Origin of the sequence: Citrobacter sp. TBCS-15 (genome assembly GCF_005280815.1) — a bacterium.
GTDB classification, from domain to species: Bacteria; Pseudomonadota; Gammaproteobacteria; order Enterobacterales; family Enterobacteriaceae; genus Citrobacter; species Citrobacter werkmanii.
Genome location: NZ_SZWK01000289.1, coordinates 40,822 through 58,912 on the forward strand (window position 1 = coordinate 40,822; position 18,091 = coordinate 58,912).

17 protein-coding genes are annotated in these 18,091 nt (G+C 51.3%); 6 read left to right on the plus strand and 11 right to left on the minus strand.

Annotation, left to right across the window (positions count from 1 at the left end; genetic code table 11):
• Positions 1–40: 40 nt before the first annotated feature.
• The 3 genes from kdgA to zwf form a co-directional block, all read right to left on the minus strand.
• Positions 41–682 carry a bifunctional 4-hydroxy-2-oxoglutarate aldolase/2-dehydro-3-deoxy-phosphogluconate aldolase gene (kdgA, locus tag FDW96_RS15900; protein ID WP_003034901.1) on the minus strand — a complete coding sequence of 214 codons (642 nt, stop codon included), beginning with the start codon at positions 680–682 and terminating at the stop codon, positions 41–43.
• Positions 683–716: 34 nt separating this feature from the next.
• Entirely contained in the window at positions 717–2,528 is a 1,812-nt protein-coding gene (gene edd / locus FDW96_RS15905; protein ID WP_061381106.1) for a phosphogluconate dehydratase, read from the minus strand.
• Positions 2,529–2,761: 233 nt separating this feature from the next.
• The gene (zwf, locus tag FDW96_RS15910) at positions 2,762–4,237 is read right to left on the minus strand and encodes a glucose-6-phosphate dehydrogenase (protein ID WP_003034896.1); all 1,476 of its coding nucleotides are present in this window, start codon (positions 4,235–4,237) and stop codon (positions 2,762–2,764) included.
• Positions 4,238–4,602: 365 nt separating this feature from the next.
• Here zwf and FDW96_RS15915 point away from each other — a divergent pair, with 365 nt between their 5' ends.
• Positions 4,603–5,472, plus strand: a complete 870-nt coding sequence (locus tag FDW96_RS15915) for a MurR/RpiR family transcriptional regulator (protein WP_042308002.1) — start codon at positions 4,603–4,605, stop codon at positions 5,470–5,472.
• Between the two features lie 118 nt (positions 5,473–5,590).
• Positions 5,591–7,033, plus strand: coding sequence for a pyruvate kinase (gene pyk / locus FDW96_RS15920; protein ID WP_042307816.1), 1,443 nt, complete (start codon positions 5,591–5,593; stop codon positions 7,031–7,033).
• A 46-nt stretch (positions 7,034–7,079) separates the two neighbouring features.
• Here pyk and lpxM read toward each other — a convergent pair whose 3' ends face one another.
• The 3 genes from lpxM to znuA form a co-directional block, all read right to left on the minus strand.
• Positions 7,080–8,051: a lauroyl-Kdo(2)-lipid IV(A) myristoyltransferase gene (lpxM, locus tag FDW96_RS15925; protein WP_137348896.1), complete on the minus strand. Its 972-nt coding sequence runs from the start codon at positions 8,049–8,051 to the stop codon at positions 7,080–7,082.
• 119 nt (positions 8,052–8,170) lie between these two features.
• Positions 8,171–9,490, minus strand: coding sequence for a murein DD-endopeptidase MepM (mepM, locus tag FDW96_RS15930; RefSeq protein WP_050764953.1), 1,320 nt, complete (start codon positions 9,488–9,490; stop codon positions 8,171–8,173).
• Positions 9,491–9,505: 15 nt separating this feature from the next.
• Positions 9,506–10,450, minus strand: coding sequence for a zinc ABC transporter substrate-binding protein ZnuA (gene znuA, locus FDW96_RS15935; RefSeq protein ID WP_042307999.1), 945 nt, complete (start codon positions 10,448–10,450; stop codon positions 9,506–9,508).
• A gap of 78 nt (positions 10,451–10,528) precedes the next feature.
• On the opposite strand from znuA, the gene znuC reads away from it, so the two are divergent.
• The gene (znuC, locus tag FDW96_RS15940) at positions 10,529–11,284 is read left to right on the plus strand and encodes a zinc ABC transporter ATP-binding protein ZnuC (RefSeq protein WP_006684140.1); all 756 of its coding nucleotides are present in this window, start codon (positions 10,529–10,531) and stop codon (positions 11,282–11,284) included.
• On the plus strand, positions 11,281–12,066 hold the full coding sequence (gene znuB / locus FDW96_RS15945; protein WP_042307812.1) for a zinc ABC transporter permease subunit ZnuB: 786 nt from the start codon (positions 11,281–11,283) through the stop codon (positions 12,064–12,066). The genes znuC and znuB overlap by 4 nt, the downstream gene beginning before the upstream one ends.
• Positions 12,067–12,144: 78 nt before the next feature.
• Here the strand turns inward: znuB and ruvB are convergent, their stop codons facing one another.
• A complete protein-coding gene (ruvB, locus tag FDW96_RS15950; RefSeq protein ID WP_005120696.1) occupies positions 12,145–13,155 on the minus strand; it encodes a Holliday junction branch migration DNA helicase RuvB in 1,011 nt (336 codons plus the stop codon).
• Between the two features lie 8 nt (positions 13,156–13,163).
• On the minus strand, positions 13,164–13,775 hold the full coding sequence (ruvA, locus tag FDW96_RS15955; RefSeq protein WP_038641428.1) for a Holliday junction branch migration protein RuvA: 612 nt from the start codon (positions 13,773–13,775) through the stop codon (positions 13,164–13,166).
• A gap of 419 nt (positions 13,776–14,194) precedes the next feature.
• Here ruvA and FDW96_RS15960 point away from each other — a divergent pair, with 419 nt between their 5' ends.
• Entirely contained in the window at positions 14,195–15,091 is an 897-nt protein-coding gene (locus FDW96_RS15960; RefSeq protein WP_137366045.1) for a DUF4034 domain-containing protein, read from the plus strand.
• A gap of 626 nt (positions 15,092–15,717) precedes the next feature.
• Positions 15,718–16,317, plus strand: coding sequence for a YebB family permuted papain-like enzyme (locus tag FDW96_RS15965; protein WP_137365938.1), 600 nt, complete (start codon positions 15,718–15,720; stop codon positions 16,315–16,317).
• Between the two features lies 1 nt (position 16,318).
• Here the strand turns inward: FDW96_RS15965 and ruvC are convergent, their stop codons facing one another.
• From ruvC to nudB, 3 genes are read right to left on the minus strand one after another with little or no spacing between them, the layout of a single operon-like run.
• Entirely contained in the window at positions 16,319–16,840 is a 522-nt protein-coding gene (gene ruvC, locus FDW96_RS15970) for a crossover junction endodeoxyribonuclease RuvC (RefSeq protein ID WP_003034867.1), read from the minus strand.
• Between the two features lie 34 nt (positions 16,841–16,874).
• On the minus strand, positions 16,875–17,618 hold the full coding sequence (locus FDW96_RS15975; protein WP_006684137.1) for a YebC/PmpR family DNA-binding transcriptional regulator: 744 nt from the start codon (positions 17,616–17,618) through the stop codon (positions 16,875–16,877).
• A 28-nt stretch (positions 17,619–17,646) separates the two neighbouring features.
• Positions 17,647–18,090 (minus strand): dihydroneopterin triphosphate diphosphatase, encoded by a 444-nt coding sequence (gene nudB, locus FDW96_RS15980; RefSeq protein ID WP_042307807.1) that lies wholly within the window; start codon positions 18,088–18,090, stop codon positions 17,647–17,649.
• Position 18,091 lies beyond the last annotated feature (1 nt).

An 18,091-nucleotide genomic window follows, 5' to 3' on the forward strand; every position in this document is an offset into this window, starting at 1 on the left:
TGACGCGCCTTATCGGGCCTACGGTATACGCATTAACGGCTTACTGCTTCGCGCCTTCTACTGCTTCACGCGCCAGTTTAGTAATGCGATCGTAATCACCAGCTTCCAGCGCATCTGCCGGAACCAGCCAGGAACCACCGATGCACAGCACGCTTTTCAGGGCCAGGTAATCACGGTAGTTCGCCGGGGAGATACCACCGGTTGGGCAGAAACGCACCTGAGAGAACGGGCCCGCAATCGCCTGCAGCGCTTTAGTACCGCCGTTCGCTTCCGCCGGGAAGAATTTGAACTCTTTTAATCCGTAGTCCATACCCAACATCAGTTCAGAAACGGTGCTGATACCTGGGATCAGCGGAATAGTCCCTTCCGTTGCGGCTTTTAACAGCGGCTCGGTCAGACCCGGGCTGATAGCAAACTGCGCACCGGCTTCAGTGACTTCAGCCAGTTGTTGCGGATTCAGTACAGTACCTGCGCCGACGATGGCGTCCGGAACTTCTTTCGCGATCGCGCGAATGGCATCCATCGCACATGCGGTACGTAATGTCACTTCCAGAACGCGCACGCCACCTGCAACCAGCGCTTTTGCCATCGGCACCGCATGTTCCAGTTTATTAACCACAATAACCGGTACAACCGGGCCAGTGGTCAGGATTGCTTCTGCACTTGTCTTCCAGTTTTTCATCAGAGTTTTCTCTCGCCTGATTACAAAATAAGTCTTAAAAAGTGATACAGGTTGCGCCCTGCTCCGCGCCGGACAGCTTCTCACGCAACGCGCTGAACATTTCACGTCCAGTACCCACGCGCGATGCACTGAGGTCTGGAATGTGAGGCTGACGTGAGGCAAGTTCCTCTTCGTCAACCAGCAGCGTCAATTCACCTGTCTGTCCATTCACACGAATGATGTCGCCATCACGTACTTTTGCCAGCAGACCGCCATCATAGGCTTCTGGGGTTACATGGATTGCTGAAGGCACTTTACCTGAAGCACCTGAAAGTCGTCCATCGGTAACTAACGCAATTTTGAAACAACGGTCCAATAATACACCAAGTGGCGGCATGAGTTTATGTAATTCTGGCATTCCGTTCGCTTTTGGTCCCTGATGACGCACAACAACTACGCAATCGCGGTCAAGCAGACCCGCATCAAAGGCCGGTAACACATCGTGCTGACTTTCAAAAACAACTGCCGGGGCTTCTATAACCTGATTTTCGACCGGTACTGCCGACGTTTTCATCACTGCGCGCCCGAGGTTACCGCTCAGCACTTTGGTACCGCCGTGGTGGGAGAAAGGTTGGTCAAAAGAGGCAATCACGTTGCTGTCCAGCGATTTCGCCGCCCCTTCGCGCCAGTCCAGTTCACCGTTGTTGAGCCACGGCTCCATGGTGTAACGCGATAAACCGAATCCGGCAACGGTATTCACATCTTCGTGCAGCAAACCCGCGTTCAGCAGCTCACGCATTAGAACCGGTACGCCGCCCGCCGCCTGGAAATGGTTAATATCCGCCGGACCGTTCGGGTACAAACGCGCCATCAGCGGCACGATATCGGACAGATCGGAGAAGTCATCCCAGTTAATCAGAATCCCGGCCGCACGCGCCATGGCCACCAGATGCATCGTATGGTTAGTTGAGCCCCCGGTCGCCAGCAGCGCCACAATTCCGTTCACCACCACTTTTTCATCGATCATTTTACCGATCGGCATCCATTCATTGCCGTTCCCGGTAAGACGCGTAACCTGACGGGCTGCAGCAGCGGTCAACGCTTCACGCAGCGGCGCATCCGGATGGACGAATGAAGAACCTGGCAGTTGCATCCCCATGAACTCCACGACCATCTGGTTAGTATTCGCCGTGCCGTAGAACGTACAGGTACCCGGTGCGTGATAGGACGCCGCCTCGGACTCAAGCAGCGCCATGCGATCAACTTTGCCTTCCGCATAGAGTTGACGAATACGCACTTTTTCTTTGTTCGCCAGGCCACTCGCCATCGGGCCGGAAGGAATGAAGATTGACGGCAGGTGACCGAATGACAGCGCCGCCATTACCAGGCCCGGGACAATTTTATCGCACACGCCGAGGAACAGTGCGCCATCGAACATATTGTGAGAGAGACCTACAGCGGCTGACATCGCAATCACTTCACGACTCAGCAGCGAAAGTTCCATCCCATCCTGTCCCTGGGTAACACCGTCACACATGGCCGGCACACCACCGGCAACCTGACCTACCGCATTGGCTTCATGCAGTGCTTTGCGAATGATCGCCGGATAATGTTCATACGGTTGATGCGCGGAAAGCATGTCGTTGTAGGAGGTAATGATCGCGATATTGTTACGCAGCATGCTTTTCAGCGATGCCTTGTCGTCCGGCTGACACGCGGCAAAGCCATGCGCCAGGTTACCGCATGCCAGTTGCGAACGATGAACGGTGGTCGATTTAGCTTGTTCAATACGGGCGAGATAGGCAGAACGTGTGTCGCGAGAACGTTCGACGATACGTTGTGTTACGCGTAACAAATTCGGATTCATAGAGGCTCCTAAAATTTATCTGTCAGAGCGGTAGGATTAACAATGCTTATCAGTCAGATTAAAAGTGCTGAATCGCTTGTTTGCCGTAGCTCAGGGGCAAAATCGTTTCAGGCAGTGTAATAAAAAAAGCCCCGCGGGTGAATCCACGCGAGGCTTAAAAGTGCAAAAATTATTCTGCAATCTGTGTTAGATCATGTTACCGGTAAAATAACCACTATGGGCTAGATGATATTTTACTCGAATTCGTTCCAGGAACGGCCATCACGGGTGATCATTGCCACAGAGGCAACCGGTCCCCAGGTCCCTGCCTGATACGGCTTCGGCGCATCGTTGTCCATTGCCCATGCTTCGGTAATTGAGTCGACCCACTTCCAGGCTTCTTCAACTTCATCACGACGCACAAACAGTGCCTGAATACCGCGCATCGTTTCAAGCAGCAGACGCTCATAGGCGTCAGCCAGGTGTGTCTGGTTGAAGGTTTCGGAATAGCTCAGATCAAGCTTAGTAATTTGCAGGTTATGCTTGTGATCCAGACCCGGCACTTTGTTCAGCACCTGGATATCAACACCTTCATCAGGCTGCAAACGAATAGTCAGCTTGTTCTGCGGCAGATCCTGCCAGGACTCTCTGAACAGATTCAGCTCAGGCGTTTTGAAGTAGACCACGACTTCAGAGCACTTCGTCGGTAAACGCTTGCCGGTACGCAGATAGAACGGAACGCCCGCCCAACGCCAGTTATCGATATCCACACGGATCGCCACAAACGTTTCTGTATTGCTGCTCTTGTTCGCGCCCTCTTCTTCCAGATATCCCGGGACTTTTTTGCCCTGGGCAAAACCCGCGGTGTACTGACCGCGAACCGTTTTTTCACGCACGTTCGAGCGATCGATGCGACGCAGTGATTTCAGTACCTTCACTTTTTCATCGCGGATGCTGTCGGCGCTCAGGTCCGACGGCGGAGACATCGCGATCATGCACAAGATCTGCAGCAGGTGGTTTTGGATCATGTCGCGCATTTGACCGGCCTGGTCAAAATAGCCCCAGCGACCTTCAATACCCACTTCTTCCGCGACGGTAATTTCAACGTGATCGATCGTGCGGTTATCCCAGTTGTTTACAAACAGGGAGTTGGCAAAGCGCAGTGCCAGCAGGTTCAACACCGTCTCTTTGCCGAGATAGTGGTCGATACGATAAACCTGACACTCTTCGAAATATTCGCCGACCTGATCGTTGATCTCGCGGGATGTTGCCAGTGATGTTCCTAACGGTTTTTCCATCACGACGCGGGCAGGTTTAGCATTCAGCTTTGCTTCACCCAAACCTTTGCAGATTGCGCCAAAAGTGCTTGGCGGCATCGCGAAATAGTTAATAGTGGTACGTGATTTCTGATCCAGCATTTCACCCAGACGGCTAAATGCGGCGGTATCATTGACGTCCAGATTACAAAATTCCAGACGACCGCTGAGGGTCTCCCACAAACCTTCATCAATTTTTTCTTTCATGAAGGTTTCGAGCGCTTCGCGCACAACCTTGGTATAGGCTGCCTTGTCCCAGTCGGCACGCCCTACCCCGATAATACGGGTTTCCGGGTTAATCTGGCCGGCCTTTTCCAGTTGATACAGGGAAGGCAGCAATTTCCGCCGCGCCAGGTCACCCTTCGCGCCGAAAATGACCAGGTCACATGCCTGGGCTGTTTGCGTTACCGCCATGTCATTCTCCTCAATTAAGTGTCTGGTGCTTTTGCCAGACACTGGTTGTAATTTTATTACAGTGCACTGTACTGCTTTTACGTGAATCCGGAAACCGTAAACGCTTATCCAGCCGTGCTGTTACCGCGAACAGGCGTTTGATTGGCGTTTACCTCTGCAAAATGGATAAAAAAGTCGCTTTTTTTCGTACCTATGAAGAAGTAAGAAAACCAGACTCCGATCATGTAATGAAAAAAAACAACAACTATTCTGTCCATTTTGCCCCGTTCCTTCCTTAGCAGGGGTAATATCTAACAAATGTATCTCCCGATTTCCCCGTATCGCTGAAATCGCTTTTTCCCATGAGCCATGAGTCGACCTACATCATGAATATGCTGGAAAAAATCCAGTTAAAACTGGAACATTTGAGCAAGTCAGAACGTAAAGTCGCTGACATTATTCTTGCCTCACCCGACCGGGCAATCCATTCAAGCATCGCCGCGCTTGCGCTGGAAGCCAATGTTAGCGAGCCAACGGTGAACCGATTCTGTCGCAGTATGGATACGCGCGGCTTTCCTGATTTTAAACTGCATCTGGCGCAAAGTCTGGCAAATGGCACCCCATATGTTAATCGTAATGTGGATGAGGATGACAGCGTAGAATCATACACGGGAAAAATCTTCGAGTCGGCGATGGCAAGTCTTGACCACGTACGCCAGTCTCTGGATAACACCGCGGTAAACAGGGCGGTGGATTTGTTAACCCAGGCAAAGAAAATTGCCTTTTTTGGCCTTGGGTCTTCCGCCGCAGTAGCGCACGACGCGATGAACAAATTTTTTCGTTTTAACGTACCGGTGATCTATTCCGACGATATTGTACTGCAACGCATGAGTTGCATGAATTGTAGCGACGACGACGTTATTGTGTTGATTTCGCATACCGGAAGAACCAAGAGTCTGGTTGAACTGGCGCAGTTGGCGAGGGAAAACGACGCGATGGTTATCGCCTTGACCTCTCCCGGTACGCCGCTGGCGCGTGAAGCAACGCTGGCCATTACCCTCGACGTACCGGAAGATACTGACATTTATATGCCCATGGTCTCTCGACTTGCTCAACTGACCGTGATAGATGTGCTGGCTACAGGATTTACTTTGCGCCGCGGGGCAAAATTTAGAGATAACTTGAAGCGTGTCAAGGAAGCACTCAAGGAATCGCGTTTTGATAAAGAATTACTCATCAAGAGTGATGATCGCTAAAAGCAATAACAATGTTCTACCCTTTTATCATCCGGGTCGTTCATTTACCGTCAATGTTTGAGAACGGCCGGATTAATGTTCACGCAACACCTAGTTGTTTCAGTCAACGGAGTATTACATGTCCAGAAGGCTTCGCAGAACCAAAATCGTTACCACGTTAGGCCCGGCAACTGATCGCGATAACAACCTCGAAAAAATTATCGCTGCGGGTGCGAACGTCGTACGTATGAACTTTTCGCACGGCTCTCCAGAAGATCACAAAATGCGGGCGGATAAGGTCCGTGAAATTGCCGCAAAACTGGGACGTCATGTAGCTATTTTGGGTGACCTGCAGGGACCTAAAATCCGCGTATCAACCTTTAAAGAAGGTAAAGTTTTTCTTAATGTTGGCGACAAGTTCCTGTTAGACGCCAACCTCGGCAAAGGCGAAGGCGACAAAGAAAAAGTCGGGATCGATTATAAAGGTCTGCCTGCTGACGTTGTGCCAGGCGATATCCTGCTACTTGACGACGGTCGCGTACAGCTTAAGGTGCTGGAAGTTCAGGGTATGAAAGTCTTCACCGAAGTCACCGTCGGTGGCCCGCTGTCCAACAATAAAGGCATCAACAAACTGGGCGGCGGTCTTTCTGCTGAAGCCCTGACCGAAAAAGATAAAGCTGACATCGTCACTGCAGCGCAAATCAGCGTTGACTACTTGGCAGTCTCCTTCCCTCGCTGCGGCGAAGATCTGAACTATGCCCGCCGTCTGGCGCGCGACGCTGGCTGCGACGCTAAAATTGTCGCCAAGGTAGAACGTGCGGAAGCTGTCTGCGACCAGAATGCGATGGATGACATCATCCTGGCTTCTGACGTGGTGATGGTGGCGCGTGGCGACCTGGGCGTTGAAATCGGCGATCCTGAGCTGGTAGGTATTCAAAAAGCGTTGATTCGTCGCGCGCGTCAGCTGAACCGTGCGGTCATTACCGCCACACAGATGATGGAGTCGATGATTACCAACCCAATGCCGACCCGTGCGGAAGTGATGGACGTGGCTAACGCCGTTCTGGACGGTACCGATGCCGTTATGCTCTCTGCAGAAACGGCAGCAGGCCAGTACCCGGCAGAAACCGTCGCAGCAATGGCTCGCGTATGCCTGGGTGCCGAGAAGATCCCGAGCATCAATGTCTCCAAACACCGTCTTGACGTGCAGTTTGACAACGTCGAAGAAGCAATTGCTATGTCAGCGATGTATGCCGCTAACCACCTGAAAGGGGTAACCGCTATCATCGCGATGACTGAGTCTGGTCGTACCGCGCTGATGACCTCTCGTATCAGTTCTGGTCTGCCGATTTTCGCGATGTCTCGTCATGAACGTACACTGAATCTGACCTCTCTGTATCGCGGTGTCACCCCGGTTCACTTTGACAGCGAAACTGATGGCGTGGTTGCCGCCAATCAAGCGGTGAACCTGCTGCGCGATAAAGGTTATCTGGTCTCCGGTGATCTGGTGATTGTGACCCAGGGCGATGTCATGAGCACCATTGGCTCCACTAACACTACGCGTATTCTGACTGTCGAATAATGCCAGCGTTTGATGTAAAAAAGCCTCTCGTTTGAGAGGCTTTTTTTTATTTCTTCGGATAGAGATCTTTGCGTTTATATGGCTCAATTTCACCGGGTTTACGCGTCTTAAGCAGCTTTAAAATCCAGGTGTATTGCTCAAGGTGTGGCGCAACAAAAATTTCCACCTCTTCGTTCATTCGTCTGGCAATGGTGTGATCATCCGCAGTCAGAATGTCATCCATCGGAGGACGTACCTGGATCGTCAGGCGGTGCGTTTTACCATCATATACCGGGAACAGAGGCACCACGCGCGCATGGCACACCTTCATCAGACGGCCAATCGCCGGTAACGTTGCTTTATAGGTAGCAAAAAAGTCCACAAACTCGCTGTGTTCAGGACCATGGTCCTGATCCGGCAGATAGTACCCCCAATATCCCTGACGTACAGACTGAATAAATGGTTTGATACCGTCGTTACGCGCATGCAGGCGACCACCGAAACGACGGCGCACTGTGTTCCATACGTAATCGAATACCGGGTTTCCCTGGTTGTGGAACATCGCCGCCATTTTCTGCCCCTGAGAGGCCATCAACATCGCCGGGATGTCCACTCCCCAGCCATGAGGAACGAGAAAAATCACCTTTTCATCGTTGCGACGCATCTCTTCGATGATATCCAATCCTTGCCAGTCGACCCGACTCTGAATTTTCTCCGGGCCGCGTATCGCCAGTTCCGCCATCATGACCATCGCCTGAGGCGCGGTCGCGAACATTTCATCGACAATGGCATCGCGCTCGGCTTCACTACGCTCAGGAAAGCAGAGAGACAAATTGATTAATGCTCTGCGACGTGAGCTTTTTCCCAGTCTTCCGGCGAGCCGTCCGAGCTTCGCCAGAACAGGATCGCGGAATGATGCTGGCGTTAACGCAATCCCGGCTATCGCCGCCACGCCAAGCCAGGCGCCCCAGTAGCGCGGATGGCGAAATGATTTGTGAAACTCAGGGATATACTCAATATTCTTTTTTTTCGTTTCCATGCTCTTCCAGTGTCTGGTATCGCGAAAAGTAAATCTGCTGATAGTGTAGCGGCGCACCGTGCGCCGTACAAAATAAAAAAGCCGGCACGCATCGCGTACCGGCTCTGTCAGTGTGCTAATTAATCGAAACGCAGCTGAGGAACAACTTCTTTCACCTGTGCCAGGTAATCAGTGCGATCTGAGCCGGTCAACCCTTCTGTACGCGGCAGTTTCGCCGTCAGTGGGTTAACAGCCTGCTGGTTGATCCACACTTCGTAATGCAGGTGCGGACCCGTTGAGCGTCCGGTATTGCCTGACAGCGCGATACGGTCGCCACGTTTCACTTTTTGTCCTGGCTTAACCAACAGCTTACGCAAGTGCATATAACGTGTGGTGTAGGTGCGACCATGACGTACCGCAACATAATAGCCAGCGGCGCCGCTGCGCTTCGCGACAACCACTTCACCATCACCTACCGACAGCACTGGCGTGCCCTGCGGCATCGCAAAGTCGACACCTTTATGCGGTGCCACGCGTCCCGTCACCGGGTTCAGGCGACGCGGGTTAAAGTTCGACGAGATACGGAACTGTTTCGCCGTTGGGAAACGCATGAAGCCTTTTGCCAGTCCGGTACCATTACGATCATAGAACTTACCGTCCTCAGCGCGGATGGCGTAATAATCTTTGCCTTCAGAACGCAAACGCACGCCCAACAGCTGGCTTTGCTCACGTTTGCCGTCGAGCATTTCGCGAGACATCAGCACCGAGAACTCATCGCCTTTTTTCAGTTTGCGGAAATCCATCTGCCACTGCATGGCCTTGATCACCGCACTGATTTCCGAGCTGGTCAGCCCGGCATCTTTAGCACTGGCGACGAAACTCCCACCGACTGTGCCTTTGATACGGCTGTTGACCCAATCGCCCTGCTGCATTTCGCTACTCATTTTGAAACCCGTCGCGGTGCGATCGTAAGTACGGGTTTCGCGACGAGAGACTTCCCAGGTCAGGCGTTGCAGGTCACCTTCCGCACTTAGCGTCCAGGAAAGTTGCTGACCAATTTTCAGGTTACGCAACTCTTTATCGGAAGCGGCAAGCTGGCTGATGTCACCCATATCGATGCCGTACTGATTCAGGATACTGCTCAGCGTATCGCCCGTAGAGACGACATACTCATGCACACCGGCCTCACCAGACGTTTTGTCATCCAGTTCATCCTGGGGGATAGCTTCATCTTCCTGAGCGGCCTGATCGATAGGTTCGCTGGCCTCAGGCAACAGTGAACGAATCTCGCTTTTTTCCAGCTCGATAGTTTTGACGATGGGTGCAGAATCGGGGTGGTAAACATAGGGCCGCCACACAGCGACGGCCAATGTCAGTACAGTAAGCGACCCCAGCATAACGCGATGGGGTCGAGGCAGATTATTAAATGCCAGAGCGACAGAGCGGGCTATCTGTTGCACGTATTCACTTCCTCATTAATCTCCTTTCAGGCAGCTCGCATACTGGTTGGCTAATTGGTTCAAAAACGCTGAATAGCTTGTTTTACCCAGTTTGATATTCGTTCCGAGCGGATCCAACGTTCCCATTCGAACGGTTGTCCCTCTCGCGACGGCTTCAACGACCGCTGGCCTGAACTGTGGCTCAGCAAAAACGCAGGTTGCTTTTTGCTCAACCAACTGTGTTCTTATTTCATGTAAACGCTGCGCACCAGGTTGAATCTCAGGGTTCACGGTAAAGTGACCAAGCGGCGTTAGTCCGTAGTGTTTCTCGTAGTAGCCATAGGCGTCATGAAAAACGAAATAACCTTTACCCTTGAGCGGCGCGAGCTCGTTACCTACCTGCTTATCGGTTGCGGCTAATTGTGCCTCAAAATCCTTCAGGTTGGCGTCAAGTTTGGCTCGACTTTGCGGCATAAGTTCCACTAATTTTTCATGGATTGCAACCGCTGAGGCCCGCGCTATCTCTGGGGAGAGCCAAAGATGCATGTTGTAATCGCCATGATGGTGATGCTCGTCACTTTTTTCACCACCAGCATCATTGTGTCCATGATCGTCATCGTCGTCGTCAGCACCTTTCATGAGTAACGGTTTCACGTCATTAAGCTGCGCAATCGTTACCTGTTTCGCGTTAGGAATATTCTTGACTGACTTTTCCATAAACGCTTCCATCTCAGGTCCAATCCACACGACTAAGTCCGCGCCCTGTAAGCGTTTTACGTCTGAAGGACGTAGTGAGTAATCGTGTTCGGAAGCCCCGTCAGGCAGCAGAACCTGGGTATCAGTTACCCCATCAGCAATGGCTGAAGCAATAAATCCCAGCGGCTTAAGAGACGCCACTACAGCGGCATTTGCCACCTGTGTTGCACTACCCCAAAGAGCAGCGGATAATGCTGCGAAAAGAAGCGTATTTTTATGTAACATAATGCGACCAATCATCGTAATGAATGTAAGAAATGTGATATTATAACATTCTATAACTTCTGCAAGACTAAAATTGATATGACGACTTTGGTTTCACTGGAAAATGTCTCGGTCTCTTATGGTCAACGCCGCGTCCTTTCTGACGTATCGCTTGAACTTCGACCCGGTAAAATTTTGACGCTTCTCGGCCCGAATGGCGCCGGCAAGTCTACGCTGGTGCGCGTTGTTTTAGGGCTGGTAGCGGCTGATGAGGGAGTTATCAAGCGTAATGGTCAATTGCGGATTGGCTATGTGCCGCAAAAGCTATACCTCGATACCACGCTTCCGCTGACGGTAAGTCGTTTTCTGCGCTTACGTCCCGGCACCAAAAAAGAGGATATCCTTCCGGCGCTGAAGCGCGTTCAGGCCGGGCATCTGATGAATGCACCGATGCAAAAACTCTCTGGCGGGGAAACGCAACGCGTCCTGTTGGCCCGGGCTTTATTGAATAAGCCTCAGCTCCTGGTCCTTGATGAGCCAACTCAGGGTGTGGATGTCAATGGTCAGGTCGCACTGTACGATCTTATCGACCAGTTACGACGCGAACTGGATTGCGCCGTACTGATGGTTTCCCATGACCTGCATCTGGTGATGGCTAAAACCGATGAAGTGCTGTGCCTCAACCATCATATTTGCTGTTCCGGCGCGCCGGAAGTGGTTTCCATGCACCCGGAATTCATCTCAATGTTCGGGCAACGCGGCGCCGAACAACTCGGAATTTACCGTCATAATCATAATCATCGCCACGATTTACAGGGTCGTATCGTCTTACGCCGGGGAAATGGTCACTCATGATTGAATTGTTATTACCCGGTTGGTTAGCCGGGATCATGCTGGCCTGTGCTGCTGGCCCACTCGGCTCGTTCGTCGTCTGGCGTCGCATGTCTTATTTTGGTGATACGCTGGCCCACGCCTCACTGCTGGGTGTCGCTTTTGGTCTGCTGTTGAATGTAAATCCTTTCTATGCCGTCATTGCCGTGACCCTGCTGCTGGCGGCCGGTCTGGTATGGCTGGAGAAGCGCCCTCACCTCGCGATCGATACCTTGCTCGGTATTATGGCGCACAGCGCATTGTCATTGGGGCTGGTTGTCGTCAGCTTGATGTCAAACATCCGCGTGGATCTGATGGCCTACCTGTTTGGTGATTTACTCGCCGTGACGCCAGAAGATCTCATCTCCATCGCTATTGGCGTGGTTATCGTTCTGGCGATTCTGTTCTGGCAGTGGCGCAACCTGCTGTCAATGACCATCAGTCCGGACCTGGCCTTTGTTGATGGCGTGAAGCTGCAACGCGTTAAGCTGCTGCTGATGCTGGTTACAGCTTTAACTATCGGTGTGGCGATGAAGTTTGTCGGGGCGCTGATTATCACCTCGCTGCTGATCATCCCTGCGGCAACCGCCCGTCGTTTCGCCCGTACGCCGGAACAGATGGCCGGCGTCGCCGTTGGTGTGGGTATGATAGCGGTTACAGGGGGACTGACCTTCTCAGCCTTTTATGATACCCCAGCAGGGCCATCCGTTGTGCTGTGTGCCGCGCTGCTGTTTATCTTCAGTATGATGAAAAAGCAGGCAAGCTAAATGTATGTTGCCCGGTGGCATTGCGCTTACCGGGCCTACAAAATCGCCCAGGCCTGATGAATGTAACGACTTCAGGCGTTAAGGCATCTCTGGCGGCGTGATCCCAAAATGGTTCCAGGCGCGCACCGTTGCCATTCTTCCGCGCGGCGTACGTTGCAGAAAACCTTGCTGAATCAGATACGGCTCCAGCACATCCTCAATGGTTTCACGTTCTTCCCCGATTGCCGCTGCCAGGTTATCCAGGCCGACCGGTCCACCGAAGAATTTATCGATCACCGCCAGCAGCAGCTTGCGGTCCATATAATCGAAGCCTTCCGCGTCGACGTTGAGCATATCCAGCGCCTGAGCGGCGATATCCGCCGAAATGGTGCCGTCATGCTTCACCTCGGCAAAATCACGTACCCGGCGTAATAAACGGTTGGCGATACGCGGCGTACCGCGGGCGCGACGCGCCACTTCCAACGCCCCTTCATCGCTCATTTCAAGTCCCATGAAGCGGGCGCTACGTCCGACAATGTGTTGCAGATCGGCAACCTGATAGAACTCCAGTCGCTGCACAATACCAAAGCGATCACGCAGCGGGGACGTTAACGACCCGGCGCGCGTCGTCGCCCCAATCAGGGTAAACGGCGGCAGATCGATCTTAATTGAACGTGCAGCAGGCCCTTCGCCAATCATGATATCCAGCTGATAATCTTCCATCGCCGGATACAGCACCTCTTCCACCACCGGTGACAGGCGATGGATTTCATCGATAAACAGCACATCGTGGGGTTCAAGGTTAGTGAGCATAGCCGCCAGATCGCCCGCTTTCTCCAGTACCGGTCCGGATGTGGTACGCAGGTTGACGCCCATTTCATTGGCAACAATATTGGCAAGCGTGGTTTTACCGAGGCCCGGAGGACCGAAAATCAGCAGGTGATCGAGGGCATCACCACGCAGCTTAGCCGCCTGGATAAAAATCTCCATTTGCGAGCGTACCTGAGGCTGGCCAATATACTCTTCCAGCAATTTAGGGCGGATCGCACGATCCACCAGGTCTTCAGGTGTCGTGCTGACAGCCGAAATCAGGCGATCTGCTTCAATCATCCTTTACCTCACAATGCCGCGCGAAGCGCTTCACGAATCAGGGTTTCACTGCTGGCATCAGGGCGGGCAATTTTGCTCACCATGCGGCTGGCTTCCTGTGGTTTATAGCCTAACGCCACCAACGCAGCAACCGCTTCCTGCTCGGCGTCCTCCGTTGCCGGACTTGCCGGAGAGGTCAGGACCAGATCTGCCGCCGGGGTGAAGAGATCACCATGCAGACCTTTAAAGCGGTCCTTCATTTCAACAATCAAACGCTCGGCAGTTTTCTTTCCAATACCAGGTAGCTTCACCAGCGCGCCAAGCTCTTCACGTTCAACGGCATTCACGAACTGCTGGGCAGACATACCGGAAAGGATCGCCAGTGCCAGCTTCGGGCCTACGCCGTTGGTTTTAATTAACTCTTTAAATAGCGTGCGTTCTTGCTTGTTGTTGAAGCCATACAGCAACTGCGCGTCTTCACGCACCACAAAATGGGTGAAGATAATCGCTTCCTGTCCGGCTTCCGGCAGCTCGTAAAAACAGGTCATGGGCATATGCACTTCATAGCCGACGCCGCCGGTTTCCAGAAGGACCAGCGGGGGTTGTTTTTCAAGAATGATGCCTCTGAGTCTGCCTATCACGTGACGCTCCTGCGTTAAGGGCTGAAAAGATAATGCACTATCATAAAAAAAGACTGGATGTTTATCCAGATGAAAAACACGTTATTCGCCTATCTCAATGACCTTCCCTTCGAATCGGTCGCGCGACACCACTGGGTGCCACCGCGCCCCATAATGTGGAGATATAATAAGTGTCTATTATAAATATAATTCAATAACATTTTCTGTAAGAATAATAAATAAAAAGTCCAGATACGCATTACCACTATAGCTTGAATTTCCTCCGGTGAAAGCACATCCTTTATAAACAATATTAATCATCTTGTTATTTAATCATTCAGGACAGAAATTCAATGTTATTGAAAAATATTGTCATAGGTACATTAATGGCTATTCCTGCGCTGGCGTCAGCTAATAGCCTCACGGAAACACGGGAAAGAATGGCCATTGAGCAACAAGCTATCGCCTACACTGTCAGCCAAAAGTGGGACAAGCTGGACGCTATGTTTCAGGAATACAATACAGGATTCCCGACAACCAGCGGCGGAACTCATAAACTGGTTATCGCATGGGGAGGGATCTATAATCTTTTTTCAGTAGATGTTTCCGACAATGGTATTTCTGGCGTGGCAAAAGAGTGGCTTAAAGCAAACCCCAAATCCACGGGTGCAAGACTGCTGCAAGCAATGGTTTTTGATGCTAAGGCCGTGAATTTACGCGGTGAAGGTGCGGCCAGCACGGTGGACTCTGACATATGGCCGAAATATAAGAAGCTGATGACTCAGGAAAAAGAGTATCTGTTAAAGAATAAAGATATTGCCGACAAAGATGTGACCTGGTATCAGGAAATGGAAATGGTCGCACGCAATCTTGAGGATAAGGAGCTGCTCTATAGCACTTTGGAAGAAGCCAGCAAAAAATATCCCGCCTATCAAAATATTTATATCGAGGCCATGGTCGCTCGTTTGCCTAAATGGGGTGGTTCTCCGGAAGAAGTCGAAAAAATCGCCAGAATGGCCGCAGAAAAAAACAAAGATCAATCGGGACTTTCTTACTACGCTTATATCTGGAGTAATGCAATCCATTACCAACCTGAATTAATGGCTTTACTGAATAAACGTCAGATTGTCTCCTGGGACGATATGCTGCAAGGTTGGAGAGATCGCTACAAACAGTTCCCATCAACCCGCACGCTTAATAATATTCTGATAACTTCCTGCATTGCCCGCGATAAAGACTCCTTTGTGAAAGCAGATAAAATGATTCAAGGGGAAACGGAGCGGGATACCTGGCCACAAGGGTTAAATTATCGGGAATGCCAGCAGTCCTTCCAATAATTGCCAGATTACCATCACAGTTTAATGCACAGCATTAATTGAATTAAGCCGCCTCAGCCGTTATATGCAGAGGTGGTTTAATGGGAAATGTCCTTCAACCTCTGGACCATGAACGAGATAAACGGTACCGTTGTTAATCACTTCCTTACCCTTTACAAGAATAATAATCAGCGATTGATGAACAGTACAGACTCGATATTTTTTCGCATTGTAACCTAACCTTTTGCACTTTCGCCTCCTGCTCCCCCTGGCGCTTAATATAACGCAGAGTCAGCCAAATATTTTCGCCAACCACTCTTGCCAGATCACACCTCAAATGCCTATTAAAAACAAAAGCAATAAGCATGAAGAGAAACACAACCAGACAATAACATAGACTCAAAAAAACATATGGCGACACAAACAATTATATAATATGGAAAGGACAGTCCAATTATTCCCTGCGTTCGTCTATCTTCCCTTTCACTTTCATCTCTGGAAAGAGGTAAAAGCATTATCACCGTAAATTATAATATTCATGATGGATATTTATTGATAATAATATCTTGTCATTATGTGAGTATAATGCTAATTATCCAATAGCGTAAAATAAAGGATATTATTTTAGGTAATAATGGAACGTGAACATGAAAAAACATTATTCTGTCCAATATGAAACCGGGGATATCGTCTTTACCTGTATAGGTGCCGCGCTTTTCGGCCAGATTTCCACCGCTTCACAGTGCTGGAGCAACCATGTTGGGATTATTATTGGTCATAATGGTGATGACTATCTGGTGGCGGAAAGTCGCGTCCCCCTCTCAACCGTCACCACGCTGTCACTGTTTATACAACGTTCAGCCGGACAACGTTACGCGGTTCGTCGCCTGTGCGGCGGCCTGACGGTCGAACAGAAACTCGCCATCATGGAACAGGTTCCTGCCCGGCTGAATAAGTTTTATCACACGGGGTTTAAATATGAGTCATCGCGCCAGTTCTGCTCGAAATTTGTGTTTGATATCTATAAAGAAGCATTGTGTATTCCGGTAGGCGATATTGAGACATTCGAAGAATTACTTCACAGCAATCCTGATGCGAAACTCGCCTTCTGGAAGTTCTGGTTTTTAGGTTCAATCCCGTGGGATCGTAAGACGGTGACGCCAGCCAGCCTGTGGCAACATCCCAATTTAGAATTAATTAGCGCCAGTGGAATTGAAACCCCTCAACGCGAGGCTGAGGGAGAATGATTTAGCGCAACCTTCCCCGCGCCAGATTGAGTCGGCTCTCGCTCATTTGCATCGCGTTCTGGCTGACGTGGCAATGCGTAATGGCAATCGCCAACGCATCCGCGGCGTCCGCCTGCGGGTTGGCGGGCAGCTTCAGCAGCGTACGCACCATGTGCTGTACCTGGCTTTTTTCCGCACTACCGATACCAACCACGGTCTGTTTTACCTGGCGGGCCGCGTATTCAAAGACCGGAAGATCCTGATTGGTCGCCGCAACGATTGCCACGCCGCGCGCCTGCCCCAGCTTTAGCGCCGAGTCGGCGTTCTTCGCCATAAAGACCTGCTCAATGGCAAAATAGTCCGGCTGGAACTGGGTGATGATCTCCGTCACGCCCGCATAAATTAGCTTCAAACGTGACGGAAGATCGTCGACTTTGGTGCGAATACAGCCGCTGCCGAGGTAGGTCAGTTGCCTGCCGACCTGACGGATTACGCCATAACCGGTAATGCGTGACCCCGGGTCAATGCCGAGAATAATAGACATCACGCATCCCCTGTTACTTTATGGCTTAACCACATCATTCTAAGGTCGCAGCGACCTCATCGGAGATTTCACCGTTGTGGTAAACTTCCTGTACGTCGTCGCAGTCTTCCAGCATATCGATCAGACGCATCAGTTTCGGTGCCGTTTCAGCATCCATGTCCGCTTTAGTGGATGGGATCATCGTCACTTCAGCGCTGTCTGCTTTCAGGCCAGCCGCTTCCAGCGCGTCACGCACTTTGCCCATCTCTTCCCACGCGGTGTAAACATCAATCGCGCCGTCGTCGTAGGTCACTACATCTTCAGCACCGGCTTCCAGCGCCGCTTCCATGATGGTGTCTTCGTCGCCTTTCTCAAAAGAGATCACGCCTTTTTTGCTGAACAGGTAAGCCACGGAGCCGTCGGTGCCCAGATTACCGCCGGTTTTGCTGAACGCATGACGCACTTCAGCCACGGTACGGTTACGGTTGTCAGACAGGCATTCAATCATCACGGCTGTGCCGCCAGGACCGTAACCTTCATAGATGATGGTTTCCATGTTCGAGTCTTCATCACCGCCCACGCCACGCGCGATGGCACGGTTCAGGGTGTCACGGGTCATGTTGTTGGACAGCGCTTTATCCACCGCCGCGCGCAGACGCGGGTTAGCATCCGGATCGCCACCGCCCAGTTTAGCCGCCGTTACCAGCTCGCGAATGATTTTGGTAAAAATTTTACCGCGTTTAGCATCCTGAGCGGCTTTACGATGTCTGGTGTTGGCCCATTTACTATGACCTGCCATAAATAATATCTCCAAAAAGCGCGCCTTCTCAGGCGACGTTAATCACAAATTCTTCAATCGCCTGCCGATTACTCCACGACTTGGTTAACTGGGCGGCTTCAACCGCATTAACCCAACGATAGGTCAGATGTTCGGTGAACACGATCTCTCGTTCTGAGGGAAGAGCGAGGCAAAACCAGGATTCAGTATTACGCTCAATTCCCGGCGCATAGCGATGACGTAAATGGCGAAAAATCTCAAACTCCACCGTGCGCTGACAGTCAATTAAGGTCAGTTGCTCAGTCGCAACATCAATGGCGACCTCTTCCTTTACTTCGCGCATGGCAGCCTGCGACGCGGTTTCACCCTCTTCCAGGCTGCCGGTAACCGACTGCCAGAAGTCAGGATCGTCGCGTCGCTGTAACATCAGCACTCTCCCGGTGTCCTTTGCATAAATCACGACCAACACCGAGACAGGCTGTTTGTACTTCATA

Bases quoted from the DNA above. Each gene is read 5' to 3' on its own strand.
- zwf (WP_003034896.1), bottom strand. From the start codon at position 4,237: ATGGCGGTAACGCAAACAGCCCAGGCATGTGACCTGGTCATTTTCGGC.
- znuB (WP_042307812.1), top strand. From the start codon at position 11,281: ATGATTGAATTGTTATTACCCGGTTGGTTAGCCGGGATCATGCTGGCC.
- FDW96_RS15975 (WP_006684137.1), bottom strand. From the start codon at position 17,618: ATGGCAGGTCATAGTAAATGGGCCAACACCAGACATCGTAAAGCCGCT.
- FDW96_RS15915 (WP_042308002.1), top strand. From the start codon at position 4,603: ATGAATATGCTGGAAAAAATCCAGTTAAAACTGGAACATTTGAGCAAG.
- lpxM (WP_137348896.1), bottom strand. From the start codon at position 8,051: ATGGAAACGAAAAAAAAGAATATTGAGTATATCCCTGAGTTTCACAAA.
- ruvC (WP_003034867.1), bottom strand. From the start codon at position 16,840: ATGTCTATTATTCTCGGCATTGACCCGGGGTCACGCATTACCGGTTAT.
- edd (WP_061381106.1), bottom strand. From the start codon at position 2,528: ATGAATCCGAATTTGTTACGCGTAACACAACGTATCGTCGAACGTTCT.
- znuA (WP_042307999.1), bottom strand. From the start codon at position 10,450: ATGTTACATAAAAATACGCTTCTTTTCGCAGCATTATCCGCTGCTCTT.
- FDW96_RS15960 (WP_137366045.1), top strand. From the start codon at position 14,195: ATGGCCATTGAGCAACAAGCTATCGCCTACACTGTCAGCCAAAAGTGG.
- FDW96_RS15965 (WP_137365938.1), top strand. From the start codon at position 15,718: ATGAAAAAACATTATTCTGTCCAATATGAAACCGGGGATATCGTCTTT.
- znuC (WP_006684140.1), top strand. From the start codon at position 10,529: ATGACGACTTTGGTTTCACTGGAAAATGTCTCGGTCTCTTATGGTCAA.
- pyk (WP_042307816.1), top strand. From the start codon at position 5,591: ATGTCCAGAAGGCTTCGCAGAACCAAAATCGTTACCACGTTAGGCCCG.
- ruvB (WP_005120696.1), bottom strand. From the start codon at position 13,155: ATGATTGAAGCAGATCGCCTGATTTCGGCTGTCAGCACGACACCTGAA.
- kdgA (WP_003034901.1), bottom strand. From the start codon at position 682: ATGAAAAACTGGAAGACAAGTGCAGAAGCAATCCTGACCACTGGCCCG.
- nudB (WP_042307807.1), bottom strand. From the start codon at position 18,090: ATGAAGTACAAACAGCCTGTCTCGGTGTTGGTCGTGATTTATGCAAAG.